This window comes from Streptomyces sp. NPDC059092 (assembly GCF_042756365.1).
Classification (GTDB): domain Bacteria; phylum Actinomycetota; class Actinomycetes; order Streptomycetales; family Streptomycetaceae; genus Streptomyces.
In genome coordinates this window covers 100,339-116,842 of the sequence record NZ_JBHZEJ010000008.1, presented here as the reverse complement: position 1 = coordinate 116,842, position 16,504 = coordinate 100,339, and the positions used below count along the sequence as shown (strand labels likewise).

Genomic DNA, 16,504 nt, shown 5'->3' with positions numbered 1-16,504 from the left:
ACCCCCGGAACTCCGGGAATCCGCTGGACCCTCAAGTCTGATCCATGGGTCTGACAACCGGGTGTCGCAGCCTCCGAGACTCGCCCGTGCCTACTTGGCGCTTACTTACTCCGTGCCTACTGCTCCACGAGCATGCCCGTGCGCAGCCGCGTGATGATCCGGTTGAGCAGCCGGGACACATGCATCTGTGACACGCCCAGCTCCGCGCCGATCTGCGACTGCGTCATCTCCTGGCCGAACCGCATCTTCACGATGGAGCGTTCCCGCTCGTCGAGCTGTTCCAGCAGCGGTGCCAGCGCGTGCAGGTTCTCGACCTTCTCCATCGCCGGGTCCGCCTCGCCCAGCACATCGGCGAAGGTCCGGCCGCCGCCGGTCGTGCCCTCCTCGTTCGTGGGCATGTCCAGCGAACCGGCCGTGTAGCCGTTGGTCGCGACCAGGCCCTCGATGACCTCTTCCTCCGTGATGCCGAGCAGTTCGGAGAGCTCCTTGACGGTCGGGTCCCGGTCCAGGACCGTCGCCAGGTGCTCCTTGGCCTTGGCCAGCTCGACACGCAGCTCCTGGAGCCGGCGCGGAACATGGACGGCCCAGCTCGTGTCCCGGAAGAAACGCTTGATCTCACCGACGATGTAAGGCACCGCGAACGAGGTGAACTCGACCTCGCGGGAGAGGTCGAACCGGTCGATCGCCTTGATCAGACCGATCGTGCCGACCTGGAGGATGTCCTCCATGTCGCCAGCGCCCCGGTTACGGAAGCGCCCCGCGGCGAACCGCACCAGCGACTGGTTCATCTCGATCAGCGTATTGCGGGCGTACTGGTACTCGGCCGTGCCCTCTTCCAGGACCTGGAGCTGGTCGAAGAAGAGCTTCGACAGCGCTCGCGCGTCCCGGGGGGCGATCTTGGCGGGGTCCTCGATACGCGGCAGCTCGTCGGCCACCGCGGGTGCCCCGGACGCCACCGTCCCGGCCGCCAGGACGCCCGCCATCTGCTCCGCTTCGACAGCATTCACAGTTCTGGTCGTCATGACACTCACCCTCCAACGCAACGGACCGTACAAGTTCCGCTTGTGCCCCGCCTTCTCATTCTCATGCCCCTTTCCGTCAAGAGACTTTGAAATCCCTTCGGAACGGGCCTCGCACCGGTCGTCAGGACCCGCCGCCGGCGTCCTGCCCGGGGAGCGGCGACACGTCCTGCCCGGGGAGCGACGCCAAGTACGCGACCGTCTCCGGGTCCGCCGGTACGAACGTCTCGATGGCCAGCTCGGCGACGGTCACGTCCATCGGCGTGTTGAACGTGGAGATGGACGAGACGAAGGACAGCGTCCGCCCGTCGTGCTCGATCAGCATCGGCAGCGCGAAGAGCGGTACGGCCGGTACCGCCCCCGCCGTCACGGCCGTCTCCTCCCCGCGCGGCTCCGGCGGCGGATACGCGGCCACCTCCTCGTACAGCTCCCGCAGCGCGGGGGAGCGGTTCAGCGCGAGCTGACGGCCCATCTGGTCCAGGAGATGCCCGCGCCACTCGGGCAGATTGCGGATCCGGGCGGCCAGCCCCTCCGGGTGGAGGGTGATCCGCATGGCGTTCAGCGGCGGCGTGAGCAGCTTCTCCGGCACCGCCTCCAGCAGCATCGCGATACCCCGGTTCGCGGCCACCACCGTGTACGCCCCGTCCACCACGAGCGCCGGGTACGGCTCGTAACCGCGCAGCAGCCGCGTCAGCCCCTCGCGCAGCGCGTCCATGGCCGGGTCGTCCAGCGCCGTCTGCGTGAAGCGGGGCGCGTACCCCGCCGCCAGCAGCAGGGCGTTGCGCTCCCGCACCGGGACGTCGAGGTGTTCGGCGAGCCGCAGCACCATCTCCTCGCTCGGGCGGGCCCGGCCCGTCTCGACGAAGCTGATGTGGCGGGCGGAGGAGTCGGCGCGCAGCGCCAGTTCGAGCTGGCTGAGCCGCCGCCGGGTACGCCAGCCGCGCAGCAGTGGGCCCACTCCGGGATCAGGAGGGGAGGGAGCCGTCGTACCGTCCGCTGTCATCGCGCGCGCCGCCATACGAGGACCGTAGTACAGCCGAGACCGGCGGGTACGCCCCCTGGGCGGGATCGCGGCACGGCGCACCGGTGGCGCGGCGCGGAGACCGTATCGTCGGCCGCGTCGCCCCGACCGTTCCCCTTCCCCCGAGGAGCCCCGGCCATGGCCGCCGAACCGCTGACGCAGGACGAGACCGAGAACCGGCTCCGGGAGCTGCCCGGCTGGGCCCTGGAGGACGGGCGCCTCACCCGTACGTACCTGCTCCCCTCGCACCGCGCCGCCGCCGCGCTGGTCGTCCATGTCGCGGCGGTCCAGGACGAGCTGAACCACCACTCCGACCTGACCCTGGGCTACCGGACCGTCGCCCTCGCCGTGCACACGCACGACGCGGGCGGCGCCGTCACCGCCAAGGACATCGAACTGGCACACCGGGTGGCGGAACTGGCCCCGGCGCACGGCGCCCGCTGACGGAGCGCCCACCTGGCCTGTCCGTACGACCGTGGGACCGCGCACGGCCCGGTCGTACGGTCGTACGGACTGCCGGGCGGGTCAGTTGACCTCCGCCGGGTGGCTGCCGAGGCGCTTGCCCTCGTCCAGCGCCGAGAACGCCGCCAGGTCGTCGGCGTCCAGCTCGAAGCCGAAGACGTCGATGTTCTCCTGGATCCGGGACGGGGTCACGGACTTGGGGATCACCACGTTCCCGAGCTGGAGGTGCCAGCGCAGCACGACCTGTGCCGGGGTCCGCTCGTGCTTGCGCGCGATCGCCACCACCGTCGGGACGTCCAGCAGCCCCTTGCCCTGGCCCAGCGGCGACCACGCCTCGGTGGCGATGGACCGCTCGGCGTGGAAGGCGCGGGACTCGGCCTGCTGGAGCTGCGGGTGCAGCTCGATCTGGTTGACCGCGGGGACCACGGAGGTCTCGCCGATCAGCCGCTCCAGGTACTCGGGAAGGAAGTTCGAGACGCCGATGGCCCGGGCGCGCCCGTCGGCGAGGATCTTCTCGAACGCCTTGTACGTGTCGACGTACTTGTCGACGGCCGGGGTCGGCCAGTGGATCAGATACAGGTCTACGTAGTCGAGGCCGAGCTTGCCGAGGGACACGTCGAACGCGCGCAGCGTCGTGTCGTAGCCCTGCTCGCCGTTCCACAGCTTCGTGGTGACGAAGAGCTCCTCACGGGCGATGCCCGTGGCGGCGAGGGCCTTGCCCGTGCCCTCCTCGTTGCCGTAGATGGCCGCGGTGTCGATGCTGCGGTAACCGGCCTCCAGAGCGGTCGTCACGGCCTGCGTCGCCTCGTCGTCCGGCACCTGCCAGACGCCGAAGCCGAGCTGGGGCATCTCGATGCCGTTGTTGAGAGTGAGGGTGGGGACCTTGCTCACGGGCGGTCGATCCTAACGTCGTCGATTCACTACTCGGTTCTCCAACGATCTCAGAGCCGGACGGATTCCCGTCTCCTGGGAACACCGGTCTCCTGAGAACAGGGTTTCAACGGTAGAGGGCCGCGACCTCCACCGCGTAGGCGGCCTCGATCGCCTTCCGCTTGAGTTTCAGCGAGGGCGTCAGCAGCCCCTGCGCCTCGCTGAAGGGGTGCGCCAGGATCCGGAAGGTCCGGATCGACTCGGCCTGCGAGACCGCCGTGTTCGCGGCCACCACCGCACGCCGGATCTCCGACTCCAGATCCGGGTCGCGCACCAACTCGGCCGCCTTGAGCGGCGGCTTGCGCCGGATGGCGAGCCAGTGGTCGACGGCCTCCTGGTCCACGGTCACCAGCGCGGCGACGTACGGCCGGTCGTTGCCGACCACGATGCACTGCGCGATCAGCGGATGTTCCCGGACCCGCTCCTCCAGCACCACCGGCGAGACGCTCTTGCCGCCGGAGGTGACCAGGATCTCCTTCTTCCTTCCGGTGATGGTCAGATAGCCGTCCTCGTCCAGGGACCCCAGGTCCCCGGTGGCCAGCCAGCCTTCGTTGAGGACGCCGTCGGTGGACTCCGGGTCGTTGAGGTAGCCCGCGAAGACATGGCCGCCACGCAGCCAGACCTCACCGTCGTCCGCGATGTGGACGGAGGTGCCGGGGATCGGCTGCCCGACCGTCCCGTACCGGGTGCGCTCGGGCGGATTGGCGGTGGCCGCCGCGCACGACTCCGTCAGCCCGTACCCCTCGTAGACACGGACGCCCGCGCCCGCGAAGAACAGCCCGAGCCGCCGGTCCATCGCGGAACCGCCCGACATGGCGTGCCGGACGCGCCCGCCCATCGCCTCGCGTATCCGCCCGTACACCGCCCGGTCGAAGAACTGGTGCTGCATCCGCAGCCCCGCGGAGGGCCCGGGACCGACGTCGAAGGCCCGCTGCTCCACCGCCTCCGCGTACCGCACCGCCACCTCGACGGCCTTGTCGAAGGCGCCGGTCCTGTCCTCCGTCTCGGCCTTGCGCCGCGCCGCGCTGTAGACCTTCTCGAAGACGTACGGCACGGCCAGGATGAACGTCGGCCGGAACGCGACCAGATCGGGCAGCAGGGCGCTCGCCTGGAGCACCGGCTGGTGGCCGAGCTTGACCCGGCCGCGGACCGCCGCGATCTCGATCATGCGGCCGAAGACGTGCGAGAGCGGCAGGAAGAGCAGCGTCGACGCCTCGGCGTCCGACCGGGTGCGGAAGACCGGCTCCCAGCGGGCCAGGACGGTGTCCGCCTCGAACATGAGGTTGGCGTGGGTGATCACGCACCCCTTGGGGCGTCCCGTGGTGCCCGACGTGTAGATCACCGTGGCCACGGAGTCCGGGGTGACGGCCGTACGGTGCCGGTGCACCACCTCGTCGTCGATCGTCGCGCCCGCCGCGTACAGCTCCTCCACCGCGCCCGCGTCGAGCTGCCAGAGCCGTCCGAGCCGGGGCAGCCGGCCGATGACCGAACCGACGGTCATCGCGTGGTCCTCGTCCTCGACCACGCACGCCGAGACCTCGGCGTCGTGCAGCATCCAGTAGATCTGCTCGGCGGAGGAGGTGGGATACACCGGTACGGGCTGGGCGCCGACGGACCAGAGCGCGAAGTCGAAGAGCGTCCACTCGTAGCGGGTACGGGACATGATCGCGACCCGGTCCCCGAACCGCACCCCCTGTGCCAGGAGTCCCTTCGCCAGTGCCAGCACCTCGTCACGGAAGGCCGCCGAGGTCACGTCGTACCAGCGGCCCTCCGCGTCCTTGCGGCCGAGCGCGACCCGGCCGGGGTCGTCCAGGGCATGGTCGAACACGGCGTCCGCGAGCCCACCGACGTGGGGCGCGGCCGTCAGAGGGGGGACGGTGAACTCGCGCAATGACCTGGCTCCTTGTGGCGCTCCGCACAGCGCGGTGACGGTACCCCACGGCCGGAACCGGGGGCAGTCCCCGCGCAACCGGTGCCACTCGGTATCACCGCAGGTCAGAGCGGTGAAGCAGGAACGATACGACGAAGGGTGGTCATGTTCTGACCCCGGAGTAAGCAGACAACGCGGGAATCTCCACCGAATCCGTACGCCGTGCGCACCGGCGCTCTACGGGAGCGCGATTCCTGGTACGTACCTGTACGTACCCGCGTGTCAGCCGTCGGCGGGCGGCCGGTGCAGCCGGTCGCCGCTCGCCAGGATCGCCGCGGCCAGCGCGTCGGCCGCCTCCCGCGTCGCGGCGTTCCCCCGTCCTCGCCCCTGCCCCCGGCCACCGTCCAGGAGGACGAACTCCACCCCGCCCAGCTCGGGCAGGCCCGCCCGGGCCGGGACCCGCGTCAGCCCCGGCGGGATCAGCCCGCGCGTGTGGGCCATCACGCCGAGCCCCGCCCGGGCCGCCGCGATCAGCCCGCTCAGGCTGGCGCTCGTACACGCGACGCGCCAGTGCCTGCCGTGCGCCTCCAGCACCTCCAGCGCCCGGGCACGGGTGATACCGGGCGGCGGGAAGACGATCAGCGGCACCGGGCGGTCGGGGTCGACGCGGAGCCGAGGCGCCCCGATCCACACCAGCGTGGACCGCCAGACCGGCCGGCCGTGGGTGTCGCCGGGACGCCGCTTCGCCAGCACCAGATCGAGCCCGCCGGCCGCGAGCTGTTCGTGCAGGGTGCCCGACAGCCCGACCGTCAGCTCCAGATCGACCTCGGGATGGTCGCGCCGGAAGGACTCCAGGATCTCCGGCAGCCGGGTCAGTACGAAGTCCTCCGACGCGCCGAACCGCAGCCGCCCGCGCAGCCGGGTCCCGGTGAAGAAGGCCGCCGCCCGCTCGTGCGCCGCGAGGATCGTCCCGGCGAAGCCGAGCATGGCCTCACCGTCCTCGGTCAGCTCCACGCTGTGGGTGTCCCGGGTGAACAGCGGCCGGCCCGTGGCGTCCTCCAGCCGCCGGACGTGCTGGCTCACCGTGGACTGGCGCACCCCCAGCCGCCGGGCGGCCTGGGTGAAGCTGAGCGTCTGCGCGACGGCCAGGAAGGTACGGAGCTGTCCGGGGTCGTACATCCCTCCACCGTACGGGCTCATCGTGCAACGTGATGACAGTCAGAGTGGCATGCGGGATTCCCGATCAGGGTGATGGGGAGCACGATGGGGAGGCACGATCCGTACCGACCCGCGAGACCGCCAGTAGTGGAGCACATGAACCGCCGCACCGCCCCGAGCCTGTTGTCCCGGCTGCCCGTCGACCCGTACGTCCTGGCCCTTCTCGCGACCGTCGGCCTCGCCGCGCTCCTCCCGGTCTCCGGCACCGCCGCGCGGTTCGCGGGCGGCGCCTCGACCGGCGCGGTGGGGCTGCTGTTCTTCCTCTACGGAGCGCGGCTCTCCACCCGCGAGGTGGTCGAGGGACTACGGCACTGGCGGCTCCATGTGACCGTCCTCGCCTGTACGTTCGTCCTCTTCCCGCTGCTGGGCCTGGCGGCGCGCGGTCTGGTGCCGTTCGTCCTCACCCCGCAGCTCTACAGCGGGCTGCTCTTCCTCTGCCTGGTGCCGTCGACGGTCCAGTCGTCCATCGCCTTCACCTCCATCGCCCGCGGCAACGTCCCCGCGGCGATCTGCGCGGGCTCCTTCTCCAGCCTCGTCGGCATCGTGGTCACCCCGCTGCTGGCGGCGCTCCTGATCGGCGGCGGTACGACCGGCTTCTCCGCGGACTCCCTCTTCAAGATCGTCGCCCAGCTCCTGCTGCCGTTCCTCGCCGGCCAGCTCCTGCGCCGCTGGGTGGCCGGCTTCCTCACCCGCCACAAGAAGCCGCTGGGCCTGGTCGACCGGGGTTCGGTGCTGCTGGTCGTCTACACCGCTTTCAGCGAGGGCATGGTGACGGGCATCTGGCACCAGGTGACACCGGGCCGGCTCGGGGCGCTGCTGGCCGTGGAGGCGGTGCTGCTCGCGGTGATGCTGGCGGCGAGCTGGTACGGGCCGAAGCGGCTCGGCTTCGGCCGGGAGGACCGCGTCGCCATCCAGTTCGCCGGCTCGAAGAAGAGCCTCGCGGCGGGCCTGCCGATGGCGAGCGTTCTCTTCGGGGCACACGCGAGCCTGGCGGTGCTGCCGCTGATGCTCTTCCACCAGATGCAGCTCATGGTCTGCGCGGTCCTCGCGAAGCGCCGCGCCAACGATCCCGAGCCACCGTCCGACGAGCCGGCCCCCCTGACTCCGGCCCCGGAAGAGGCCGTAGCGGCGGCAACACGCTGACACCCCCGGACTCGCCGTACAGCGCTGCCGGAGCCATCGGCCCGCCTCCCCACGAGGCCGGCGAGTGAGCCGAAGGGGCGCGCCGCTGTCGAAGGGGAGAGCGCGCGCAGGTTCGTGAGGAACGAACGAACCGAGCACCGTCGACCGTCGACAGTGGCATGAAGCGCCCCGGAGGCGAACCGAGCCTTCAAAAAAGAGGGAGACCCGGCCGACGCAGGGGGCGCTCCCCGCCGGCCGGGTCCCTTCCCGTGCCGCGGGGGAGGGTCGCACCCCGGTGGGTTCATACGCCGGTGTGCAGTGCGATCCGTTCGTCTCCCGCGTACACGTTCATGGAGGGGCCGCGGAGGAAGCCGACGAGTGTCAGCCCTGTCTCGGCGGCCAGGTCGACGGCGAGCGACGACGGTGCGGAGACCGCCGCCAGTACGGGGATGCCCGCCATCACGGCTTTCTGCGCCAGTTCGAAGGAGGCGCGTCCGGAGACCAGGAGGATGGCCCGGGAGAGCGGCAGGAGGTCCTGGCGCAGGGCGCGGCCGACGAGTTTGTCGACGGCGTTGTGGCGGCCGACGTCCTCGCGTATGTCGAGCAGTTCGCCGTCCTCGGAGAAGAGGGCCGCCGCGTGGAGTCCTCCGGTCCGGTCGAAGACCGCTTGTGCGGCCCGCAGCCGGTCGGGGAGGCCGGCGAGCAGGGCGGGTTCGACCCGGACCGGGGGGATGTCGGAGATCGGGAAGCGGGCTGTGGTCCGTACGGCGTCGAGGCTGGCTTTGCCGCAGAGTCCGCAGGACGACGTGGTGTAGACGTTGCGTTCCAGGGTGATGTCGGGCATCGGGACGTCGGGGGCGAGCTGTACGTCGACGACGTTGTAGGTGTTGGTGCCGTCGTCCTTGGCCCCGGCGCAGTAGACGATGGACCGGACGTCGGTGGCCGCGGCGAGTACGCCTTCGCTGACGAGGAAGCCGGCGGCGAGTGCGAAGTCGTCGCCGGGGGTGCGCATGGTGATGGCGAGGGGTTTGCCGTTGAGGCGGATCTCCAGGGGTTCCTCGGCGACCAGGGTGTCGGGGCGGGTGGTGACGACCCCGTCCCGGATCCGGATGGTGCGGCGGCGCTCGGTGACCCGTCCCATGGTGATCAGTCCTACTCGTTACTCGTCGGGATGCCGGCCCGTTCAGCGCTGCTGTACGTGCTGGAAGCCGAAGCGGCCCTTGATGCAGAGGTTGCCGTGTGTCACGGGGTTGTCGTGGGGTGATGTGACTTTCACGATCTCATTGTCCTGTACGTGGAGCGTGAGGTTGCAGCCGACGCCGCAGTAGGCGCAGATCGTGGTGGTCTCGGTCTGTGCTGTCTCGTTCCAGGTACCCGCGGCGCGCATGTCGAACTCGGATTTGAAGCTGAGGGCTCCGGTGGGGCAGACCTCGATGCAGTTGCCGCAGTAGACGCAGGCGGAGTCGGTGAGTGGTGCGCCGTGTTCGGTGGAGATACGGGCGTCGAAGCCGCGGCCGGCGACGGAGATCGCGAAGGTGTTCTGCCATTGTTCGCCGCACGCGTCGACGCACTTGTAGCACTGGACGCACTTGTCGTAGTCGCGGACGTAGAGATCGTTGTCGATCCTGGGTTCTTCACCGAGCCGGGCCGCGTCCGGGCCGAAGCGCGCCGGGTCGGCACCGTACTCCTTGATCCATTCGGTGGCTCCGGGGGTGGTCGAGAGGTCTGTCGACGAGGCGAGGAGTTCGAGGACGATCTTTCTGCTGTGCCGGGCGCGCTCGCTGTCCGTGACGACGGTCATGCCGGGTTCGGCGCGGCGTGAGCAGGCGGGGGCGAGTGTACGGGCGCCTTCGACCTCGACCACGCAGAGGCGGCACGCGTTCTTGGGGGTGAGTGTGTCGCCTTCGCAGAGGGTGGGGATGTCCTTGCCCGCGGCGCGGCAGGCGTCGAGGATCGTGGCGCCCTCGGGCACCCGGGTCTCCTGCCCGTCGAGGGTGAACTCGACCAGTCGGCGCGGCGGCTGGAGCGGTATCGCGGTCACAGGGCCCCCTCGGCCTCGGTCTCGTGGGCGGTGTCGTAGACGCCGAGCCGGTCGATGGCGGATTCGACGGCGTTCCAGGCGCTCTGGCCGAGTCCGCAGATGGAGGCGTCCTTCATGGCCCGTCCGACCTCGCGCAGCAGTGCGATGTCCCCGGCCGCCGCGGCGCCCGTACGGTCGGCGATCCGGTGCAGTGCCTCCTCCTGGCGGACCGTGCCGACCCGGCAGGGTACGCACTGGCCGCAGGACTCGTCGCGGAAGAATTCGGCGATGCGCAGCAGCATGCGCGGCAGTTCGACGGTGTCGTCCAGGACGAGGACGACCCCGGAGCCGAGTGTGGTGCCGGCCGCGCGGGTGCCTTCGAAGGTGAGGGGGATGTCGCGTTCGTCGGGGCGTACGAAGCCGCCCGCCGCGCCACCGAGCAGGACGGCGCGTACGGTGTCGGGCGCCTCGGCGAGGTCGAGGAGTTCGCCGAGGGTGACTCCGAAGGGGAGTTCGTAGACGCCGGGGCGGCCGACGTTCCCGGAGACGCAGAAGAGCTTCGGGCCGGTGGACCCGGCGGTGCCGGTCGCCGCGTACGCGGGGGCGCCGCCGGTCAGGACGGGGAGCACGTTGATCAGCGTCTCGACGTTGTTCTCGGCGGTCGGTTTGCCGAAGAGGCCCTGTTCCACGGGGAAGGGCGGTTTGGAGCGGGGTTCGCCGCGGTAGCCCTCGATGGAGTTGAACAGGGCGGTCTCCTCGCCGCAGATGTACGCCCCGGCGCCGCGCCTGATCTCGATGTCGAACGTGTATCCCTGGCCGAGGATGTCGTCGCCGAGCAGCCCGCGGGTGCGTGCCTGGGCGATGGCGTGCTGGAGCAGGCGCAGGGCGCGCGGGTATTCGCCGCGCAGGTAGAGGAAGCCGCGGTGCGCGCCGACCGCGTACCCGGCGATGGTCATCGCCTCGATCAGGGAGTACGGGTCGCCCTCCATGATCACCCGGTCCTTGAAGGTGCCCGGCTCCGACTCGTCGGCGTTGCAGACCAGGTAGTGCGGGTGGGCGGGCTGGGCGGCGGTGGCCTGCCACTTGCGCCCGGTGGGGAACGCGGCGCCGCCCCGGCCGACCAGACCGGAGTCGGTCACCTCGCGGATGACCCCGGCGGGCCCGAGGTCGAAGGCCCGGCGCAGCGCCGCGTAGCCGCCGTGCGCGCGGTAGTCGTCGAGGCTGTACGGGTCGACGACGCCGACGCGGCGCAGCAGGGTCAGCCCGGCCGCTCCCGCCTGCGGTACTGCGCTCCCGGCGCCGGGTTCGGCGGGGGCCGTGACGGGCTCGGCCGCGGCGTGTACCAGGGCGTCGGCGGTGGCGGGCGCGACGACGGCGGTGGCGTACGGGCGTTCCTCGGGGCCCTGCCCGGCGGCGGGCCCGGCCGGGGCGCCCGCCTGGACGAGCAGCGCCGCGGGGGCGCGTTCGCACAGGCCGAGGCAGGGGCTGGGCTGCCACACGAGCCCCCCGGCCGTACCACTGCCGGCCGGAGCGCCCGCAGGAGCGTCCGTCGCGGTGTCCGTCGGAGCACCTGCCGGAGCGCCCGTCGGGGTGCCGGCGGGGCCGAGGCTCCGCTCCAGTGCGGCGCGGAGCCCGGTGGCGCCGCGGCTCGCGCAGGCCAGGTCGGTGCAGACGTGCAGCACCTTCGCGGGACGTGGTGTGACGGAGAGCATCGCGTAGAACGTGGCCACGCCGTACGCCTCGGCCGGGGGCACGGTCAGCCGCCGGCAGAGGTAGTCCAGGGCGCCCTCGCTGATCCAGCCGACCCGGTCGTTGACCGCGTGCAGTCCGGGCAGCAGCAGATCGCGCCGCTCGCGCGCCTCCCGGCCGCCGCGCGCCCAGCGCAGGTCCGTGTCCGTACGGTCGTCCGCGCCCTGCCAGGCGGAGTCGGGCGGGCCGAGCAGGGCGTCGACCGCCGCGCGTTCCTCGTCGGTCGGTTTGCTGTCACCGAAGCGCAGATCCACCTGACGTCAACTCCCGGTCGGTTGGGGAAGCTTCTCGATCCTGATCGCGGACGCCTTGAACTCGGCGGTGCCCGCGATCGGGCAGTTGGCCTCGATGGTGAGCTGGTTGGTGTCCACCTCGTCCGGGAAGTGCATCGACATGAAGGCCAGTCCCGGGCGCAGTCCCGGGTCGATCCAGACCGGTGCCTGTACGGCGCCGCGCCGGGAGCTGACCCGTACCTCCTCACCGGTGGACACCCCGTACCGCTGGGCGTCCTCCGGGCTCAGCTCGACGTACTCGCCGCGGCGCAGCGGGGACGCGAAACTCCCGCTCTGGACGCCGGTGTTGTACGAGTCGAGGCGGCGTCCCGTGGTGAGCCTGACCGGGTACCGCTCGTCGGTGAGGTCGACGGGCGGGTCGTGCCGTACGAGGCCGAAGGGGGCGCGCCTGCCCAGTCGTTCCTGGTCCTGTTCCCACAACCGGCCGTGCAGGAAGGTCGGTTCGAGCCGGTCGGTGGCGGGGCACGGCCACTGGATGCCCTGGTGCTCGGCCAGCCGCTCGTAGGTCATGCCGTAGTGGTCGGGGGAGACCGAACGCAGTTCGTTCCAGACCGACTCGGCGTCCGCGTACTTCCAGGCGTGGCCGAGGCGGCCCGCGAGGTCGCAGATGATGTCGATGTCCTCGCGGGCCTCGCCGGGCGGTTCGACGGCCTTGCGGACGCGCTGCACACGGCGTTCGCTGTTGGTGGTGGTGCCGTCGGTCTCGGCCCAGGCGGCGGTGGCGGGCAGTACCACGTCGGCGAGTTCGGCGGTCCTGGTGAGGAAGATGTCCTGCACCACGAGGCAGTCGAGCCGTCGCATCCGTTCCACGGCCTGCTCGCTGTCGGCCTCCGACTGGGCCGGGTTCTCGCCGATGCAGTAGACGGCCCGGAGCCCGCCGCTCTCCATCGCCTCGAACATCTCGGTCAGGTTGAGCCCGTAGCGGGGCTGGATGACGGTGTCCCAGGCGGTCTCGAACTTCCGCCGTATGTCCGGCTCCAGGATGTCCTGGAAGCCGGGCAGCCGGTTCGGGATGGCGCCCATGTCGCCGCCGCCCTGCACGTTGTTCTGGCCGCGCAGCGGCTGCACGCCGGAGCCGTACCGTCCGACGTGTCCGGTGAGCAGCGCGAGGTTGATCAGGGCGCGCACGTTGTCGGTGCCGTTGTGGTGCTCGGTGATGCCCAGCGTCCAGCAGAGCTGGGCGCGTTCGGCGCGGGCGTAGGCGTGGGCGAGGCCCCTGATCGCCTCGGCGGGCACCCCGGTCACCTGCTCGGCCGCCGTGAGCGTCCAGGGCTCGACCTCGGCCGCGTACGCCTCGAAGCCGGAGGTGGCGCGTGCGATGAACGACGTGTTGTGCAGCCCCGCGTGGATGATCTCGCGGCCGACGGCGTGGGCCATCGGGATGTCCGTGCCGACGTTCAGCCCGAGCCAGCTCTCGGCCCACTCGGCGGTGGAGGTGCGGCGCGGGTCGACGGCGTACATCCGCGCGCCGTTCCTGATGCCGCGCAGGACGTGCTGGAAGAAGATCGGGTGCGCGAAGCGGGCGTTGGAGCCCCACATCACGATCAGGTCCGTGTGGTCGACCTCCCCGTACGAGGAGGTGCCGCCGCCGGACCCGAAGACGGCGGAGAGCCCGGCGACGCTCGGCGCGTGGCAGGTCCGGTTGCAGGAGTCCACGTTGTTGGTGCCCATGACCACCCGCGCGAACTTCTGCGCCACGTAGTTCATCTCGTTGGTGGCGCGGGCGCAGGAGAACATCCCGAACGCGCCGCGCGCCGCGCCCAGTCCCTCGGCCGCCCGGTCCAGTGCCTCGTCCCAGGTCGCCCGGCGCAGGGGGCCGTCCTTGGTGTCCCGCACCATCGGGTGCGTGATACGGGCGTAGGTCTTCGGCGTGCGGTCTCGCTTCTTCACGGTGCGCTCTCCTCGGCGTGAGGGCCGGCGGCCGTACCCAGCGGTATTTGCATACAGTATTCTGTAGGCGGGTGCGCAACGGAAGCCCCATGGACCGGGATTCGGCCACGCACCCGCCGGATCAGGCGGCGGCGCCGCGTCGGAAGGACTCGTCCAGCAGATCGGAGATCGCGCCCACCGTGCGGAGCGTCGGCACGTCCACCCCGGTGATCTCCGCCAGCTCCACGACGGCGGCGAGCAGGACGTCCAGCTCCAGTGGTTTGCCCTTCTCCAGGTCCTGGAGTGTGGACGTCCGGTGGTCACCGACCCGCTCGGCGCCCGCGAGCCGCCGTTCGACGGAGATGTCAGGGCGGCAGCCCAGCGCCGCCGCGACCCGCAGCGACTCCGCCATCATCAGCTCGATGACCTCGCGGGTGGAGCGGTGCAGACACATCTCCCGCATGGTGGCGCGGGTCAGCGCGCTGATCGGGTTGAAGGAGATGTTGCCGAGCAGCTTGATCCAGATGTCCTCGCGTAGCTCCGGTTCGACCGGGCACTTGAGACCGCCCGTCCGCATGGCGTCGCTGAACTCCAAGCAGCGCGCGGAGACCGAGCGGTCCGGCTCCCCGACGGAGAACCTGGTCCCTTCGAGATGCCGGACCACGCCGGGCTCCGCCAGCTCCGTCGCCGCGTACACCACACACCCGATCGCACGCTCGGGCGGCAGGACGGCGCTGACGGAGCCGTCGGCGTCGACGCTCTCGACCCGCCGGCCGTCGTACGGGCCCCCGTGGCCGTGGAAGTACCACCAGGGGATGCCGTTCTGGGCGGCGACGACCGCCGTGCGCTCCTGGAGCAGTGGCGTCACCAGCGGCCCGCACGCCGCGTAGGAGTTCGCCTTGAGACCCAGGAACACGTAGTCGACCGGGCCTATCGCGTCCGGCCGGTCGGTGGCGTGCACCCGCGCGGTGAAATCGCCGCGCGGGCTGCGCACCCGGACTCCGTACTGCCTCATGGCCGCCAGGTGTGGCCCACGGGCGATGAGATGGACATCGGCGCCGGCCCGGTGCAGGGCGGCTCCGACGTAGGCGCCGATGGCTCCGGCGCCGACGACTGCGACTTTCATGGTGACGCTCTCCGTTCGGTTGAGGGGACCGAGGGAAGGCTGTGCCCGCCGACTTCTCTGTCGACAAAATATTGTCTACAGTATGGAGTTCTGGCCGACAAGGCTCCCGGCGACCAGGCTTCTGCCGGGTATGCGGCGGCGCGTACCGTGGAAGATCTCCCCGACCGGGCAGAAGATCTTTCCAAGTGGACAGTTCAAGATCTTCCCAACAGGGCACACGGGTTCCTAGAGTCCGTGACCATGACTCCACCACTCGCGCCCGCCGGCTGGAGCCGCTGGCTGGTGCCCCCCGCGGCACTGTCGGTGCACCTCTCGATCGGCCAGGCTTACGCCTGGAGCGTGTTCAAGCCTCCGCTCGAATCCGCGCTCGGTCTCTCCGGCACCCAGAGCGCTCTCCCGTTCCAACTGGGCATCGTGATGCTCGGTCTGTCGGCCGCCTTCGGCGGCACCCTCGTCGAACGCAACGGGCCGCGCTGGGCGATGACCGTCGCCCTGTGCTGCTTCTCGTCCGGCTTCCTGATAGCCGCGCTCGGCGCCGCCACCGAACAGTTCTGGCTGATCATCCTCGGCTACGGGTTCCTCGGGGGGATCGGCCTCGGCATCGGCTACATCTCCCCGGTCTCCACCCTGATCAAGTGGTTCCCCGACCGTCCCGGCATGGCCACCGGCATCGCCATCATGGGGTTCGGCGGCGGCGCGCTCATCGCCTCGCCGTGGTCCGCGCAGATGCTGAAGTCGTACGGCACCGGCACGGACGGCATCGCGTACGCCTTCCTGACCCACGGCCTGGTGTACGCCGCGTTCATGTCGCTCGGCGTGCTGCTGGTGCGCGTGCCCCCGCCCGGCTACCGGCAGAAGGCGCCAGAAGCGGTGGCGCGGCCGGAGGCGGGCGCCGCCCTGATCTCCACCGCGCAGGTCTCCGCCAGGTCCGCCGTGCGCACCCCGCAGTTCTGGTGCCTGTGGCTCGTCCTGTGCATGAACGTGACCGCCGGTATCGGGATCCTGGAGAAGGCCGCCCCGATGATCACCGACTTCTTCACGGAGACGTCCACGCCCGTCTCCGTGTCGGCCGCCGCCGGGTTCGTCGCCCTGCTCTCCGCCGCCAACATGGCGGGCCGGATCGGCTGGTCCTCCACCTCCGACCTGATCGGCCGGAAGAACATCTACCGCGTCTATCTCGGCGTCGGCGCGGTCATGTATCTGCTCATCGCCCAGTTCGGCGACTCCTCCAAGCCGCTGTTCGTCATCTGCGCGCTGGTGATCCTCTCCTTCTACGGAGGCGGCTTCGCCACCATCCCCGCCTATCTCAAGGACCTCTTCGGCACCTACCAGGTGGGTGCCATCCACGGCCGGCTGCTCACCGCGTGGTCCACCGCCGGCGTGCTCGGCCCGCTCATCGTCAACCGCGTCGCCGACAGCCAGGAAGAGGCCGGCAAGAGCGGAGCGGGGCTCTACGGGCTCTCGTTCACCATCATGATCGGTCTGCTCGTCGTCGGTTTCGTCGCCAACGAACTCGTCAGGCCCGTCCACCCCCGTCACCACGTCCCCGCACCGAAGGAGGCAGCCGATGACCAGCTCGCCGGCGACCAGCGCCACCACGCCTGAACCCCGCCGTACCGGTCTGATCGTCTTCGCCTGGCTTTGGGTGGGGATCCCCCTCGCGTACGGTGTGTACGAGCTGGTCCTGAAGGCCGCCCAGCTTTTCACCGGATAAGGCGGAGTCTCCAACCGGGGCGGAAGAATCCTGTTGGTTCCCCTGCACCCTTACCGGTGAGTCGCTGACGAGACTGGAGAATTCCTGTACG

14 protein-coding genes are annotated in these 16,504 nt (G+C 70.7%); 4 read left to right on the top strand and 10 right to left on the bottom strand.

Annotated elements, in window-relative coordinates; genetic code table 11:
- Positions 1-116: 116 nt before the first annotated feature.
- Positions 117-983 (bottom strand): RNA polymerase sigma factor SigF, encoded by an 867-nt coding sequence (locus tag ACFXPL_RS07670; protein WP_384914190.1) that lies wholly within the window; start codon positions 981-983, stop codon positions 117-119.
- 160 nt (positions 984-1,143) lie between these two features.
- A complete protein-coding gene (locus tag ACFXPL_RS07665) occupies positions 1,144-2,037 on the bottom strand; it encodes a helix-turn-helix domain-containing protein (RefSeq protein WP_384914078.1) in 894 nt (297 codons plus the stop codon).
- 141 nt (positions 2,038-2,178) lie between these two features.
- On the opposite strand from ACFXPL_RS07665, the gene ACFXPL_RS07660 reads away from it, so the two are divergent.
- Entirely contained in the window at positions 2,179-2,484 is a 306-nt protein-coding gene (locus ACFXPL_RS07660) for a 4a-hydroxytetrahydrobiopterin dehydratase (protein WP_384914075.1), read from the top strand.
- A gap of 81 nt (positions 2,485-2,565) precedes the next feature.
- On the opposite strand, the gene ACFXPL_RS07655 is transcribed toward ACFXPL_RS07660, so the two are convergent.
- The 3 genes from ACFXPL_RS07655 to ACFXPL_RS07645 all read right to left on the bottom strand — a co-directional run bounded on the left by ACFXPL_RS07655 (position 2,566) and on the right by ACFXPL_RS07645 (position 6,481).
- On the bottom strand, positions 2,566-3,393 hold the full coding sequence (locus tag ACFXPL_RS07655; RefSeq protein ID WP_384914072.1) for an aldo/keto reductase: 828 nt from the start codon (positions 3,391-3,393) through the stop codon (positions 2,566-2,568).
- Between the two features lie 106 nt (positions 3,394-3,499).
- Positions 3,500-5,323: an AMP-dependent synthetase/ligase gene (locus ACFXPL_RS07650; protein ID WP_384914069.1), complete on the bottom strand. Its 1,824-nt coding sequence runs from the start codon at positions 5,321-5,323 to the stop codon at positions 3,500-3,502.
- A 261-nt stretch (positions 5,324-5,584) separates the two neighbouring features.
- The gene (locus tag ACFXPL_RS07645; RefSeq protein ID WP_384914066.1) at positions 5,585-6,481 is read right to left on the bottom strand and encodes a LysR substrate-binding domain-containing protein; all 897 of its coding nucleotides are present in this window, start codon (positions 6,479-6,481) and stop codon (positions 5,585-5,587) included.
- Between the two features lie 135 nt (positions 6,482-6,616).
- Between ACFXPL_RS07645 and ACFXPL_RS07640 the strand changes: the two genes are divergently transcribed.
- Entirely contained in the window at positions 6,617-7,663 is a 1,047-nt protein-coding gene (locus tag ACFXPL_RS07640; protein WP_384914063.1) for a bile acid:sodium symporter family protein, read from the top strand.
- A gap of 280 nt (positions 7,664-7,943) precedes the next feature.
- Here ACFXPL_RS07640 and fdhD read toward each other — a convergent pair whose 3' ends face one another.
- From fdhD to ACFXPL_RS07615, 5 genes are all read right to left on the bottom strand, one after another.
- Positions 7,944-8,783: a formate dehydrogenase accessory sulfurtransferase FdhD gene (fdhD, locus tag ACFXPL_RS07635; RefSeq protein ID WP_384914060.1), complete on the bottom strand. Its 840-nt coding sequence runs from the start codon at positions 8,781-8,783 to the stop codon at positions 7,944-7,946.
- Between the two features lie 42 nt (positions 8,784-8,825).
- Complete coding sequence (locus ACFXPL_RS07630; RefSeq protein ID WP_384914057.1) at positions 8,826-9,683, bottom strand: 2Fe-2S iron-sulfur cluster-binding protein; 858 nt, start codon at positions 9,681-9,683, stop codon at positions 8,826-8,828.
- Positions 9,680-11,665: an NADH-ubiquinone oxidoreductase-F iron-sulfur binding region domain-containing protein gene (locus ACFXPL_RS07625; protein ID WP_384914054.1), complete on the bottom strand. Its 1,986-nt coding sequence runs from the start codon at positions 11,663-11,665 to the stop codon at positions 9,680-9,682. The genes ACFXPL_RS07630 and ACFXPL_RS07625 overlap by 4 nt, the downstream gene beginning before the upstream one ends.
- 6 nt (positions 11,666-11,671) lie before the next feature.
- On the bottom strand, positions 11,672-13,594 hold the full coding sequence (locus tag ACFXPL_RS07620; RefSeq protein WP_384914051.1) for a molybdopterin oxidoreductase family protein: 1,923 nt from the start codon (positions 13,592-13,594) through the stop codon (positions 11,672-11,674).
- A gap of 121 nt (positions 13,595-13,715) precedes the next feature.
- Positions 13,716-14,699 (bottom strand): 2-dehydropantoate 2-reductase, encoded by a 984-nt coding sequence (locus tag ACFXPL_RS07615; protein WP_384914048.1) that lies wholly within the window; start codon positions 14,697-14,699, stop codon positions 13,716-13,718.
- A gap of 240 nt (positions 14,700-14,939) precedes the next feature.
- On the opposite strand from ACFXPL_RS07615, the gene ACFXPL_RS07610 reads away from it, so the two are divergent.
- Together ACFXPL_RS07610 and ACFXPL_RS07605 are read left to right on the top strand one after the other, a co-directional pair.
- Complete coding sequence (locus tag ACFXPL_RS07610) at positions 14,940-16,304, top strand: OFA family MFS transporter (protein WP_384914045.1); 1,365 nt, start codon at positions 14,940-14,942, stop codon at positions 16,302-16,304.
- Positions 16,267-16,413, top strand: coding sequence for a hypothetical protein (locus tag ACFXPL_RS07605; protein WP_329827818.1), 147 nt, complete (start codon positions 16,267-16,269; stop codon positions 16,411-16,413). Before ACFXPL_RS07610 ends, ACFXPL_RS07605 begins: the two co-directional genes overlap by 38 nt.
- Positions 16,414-16,504: the final 91 nt, after the last annotated feature.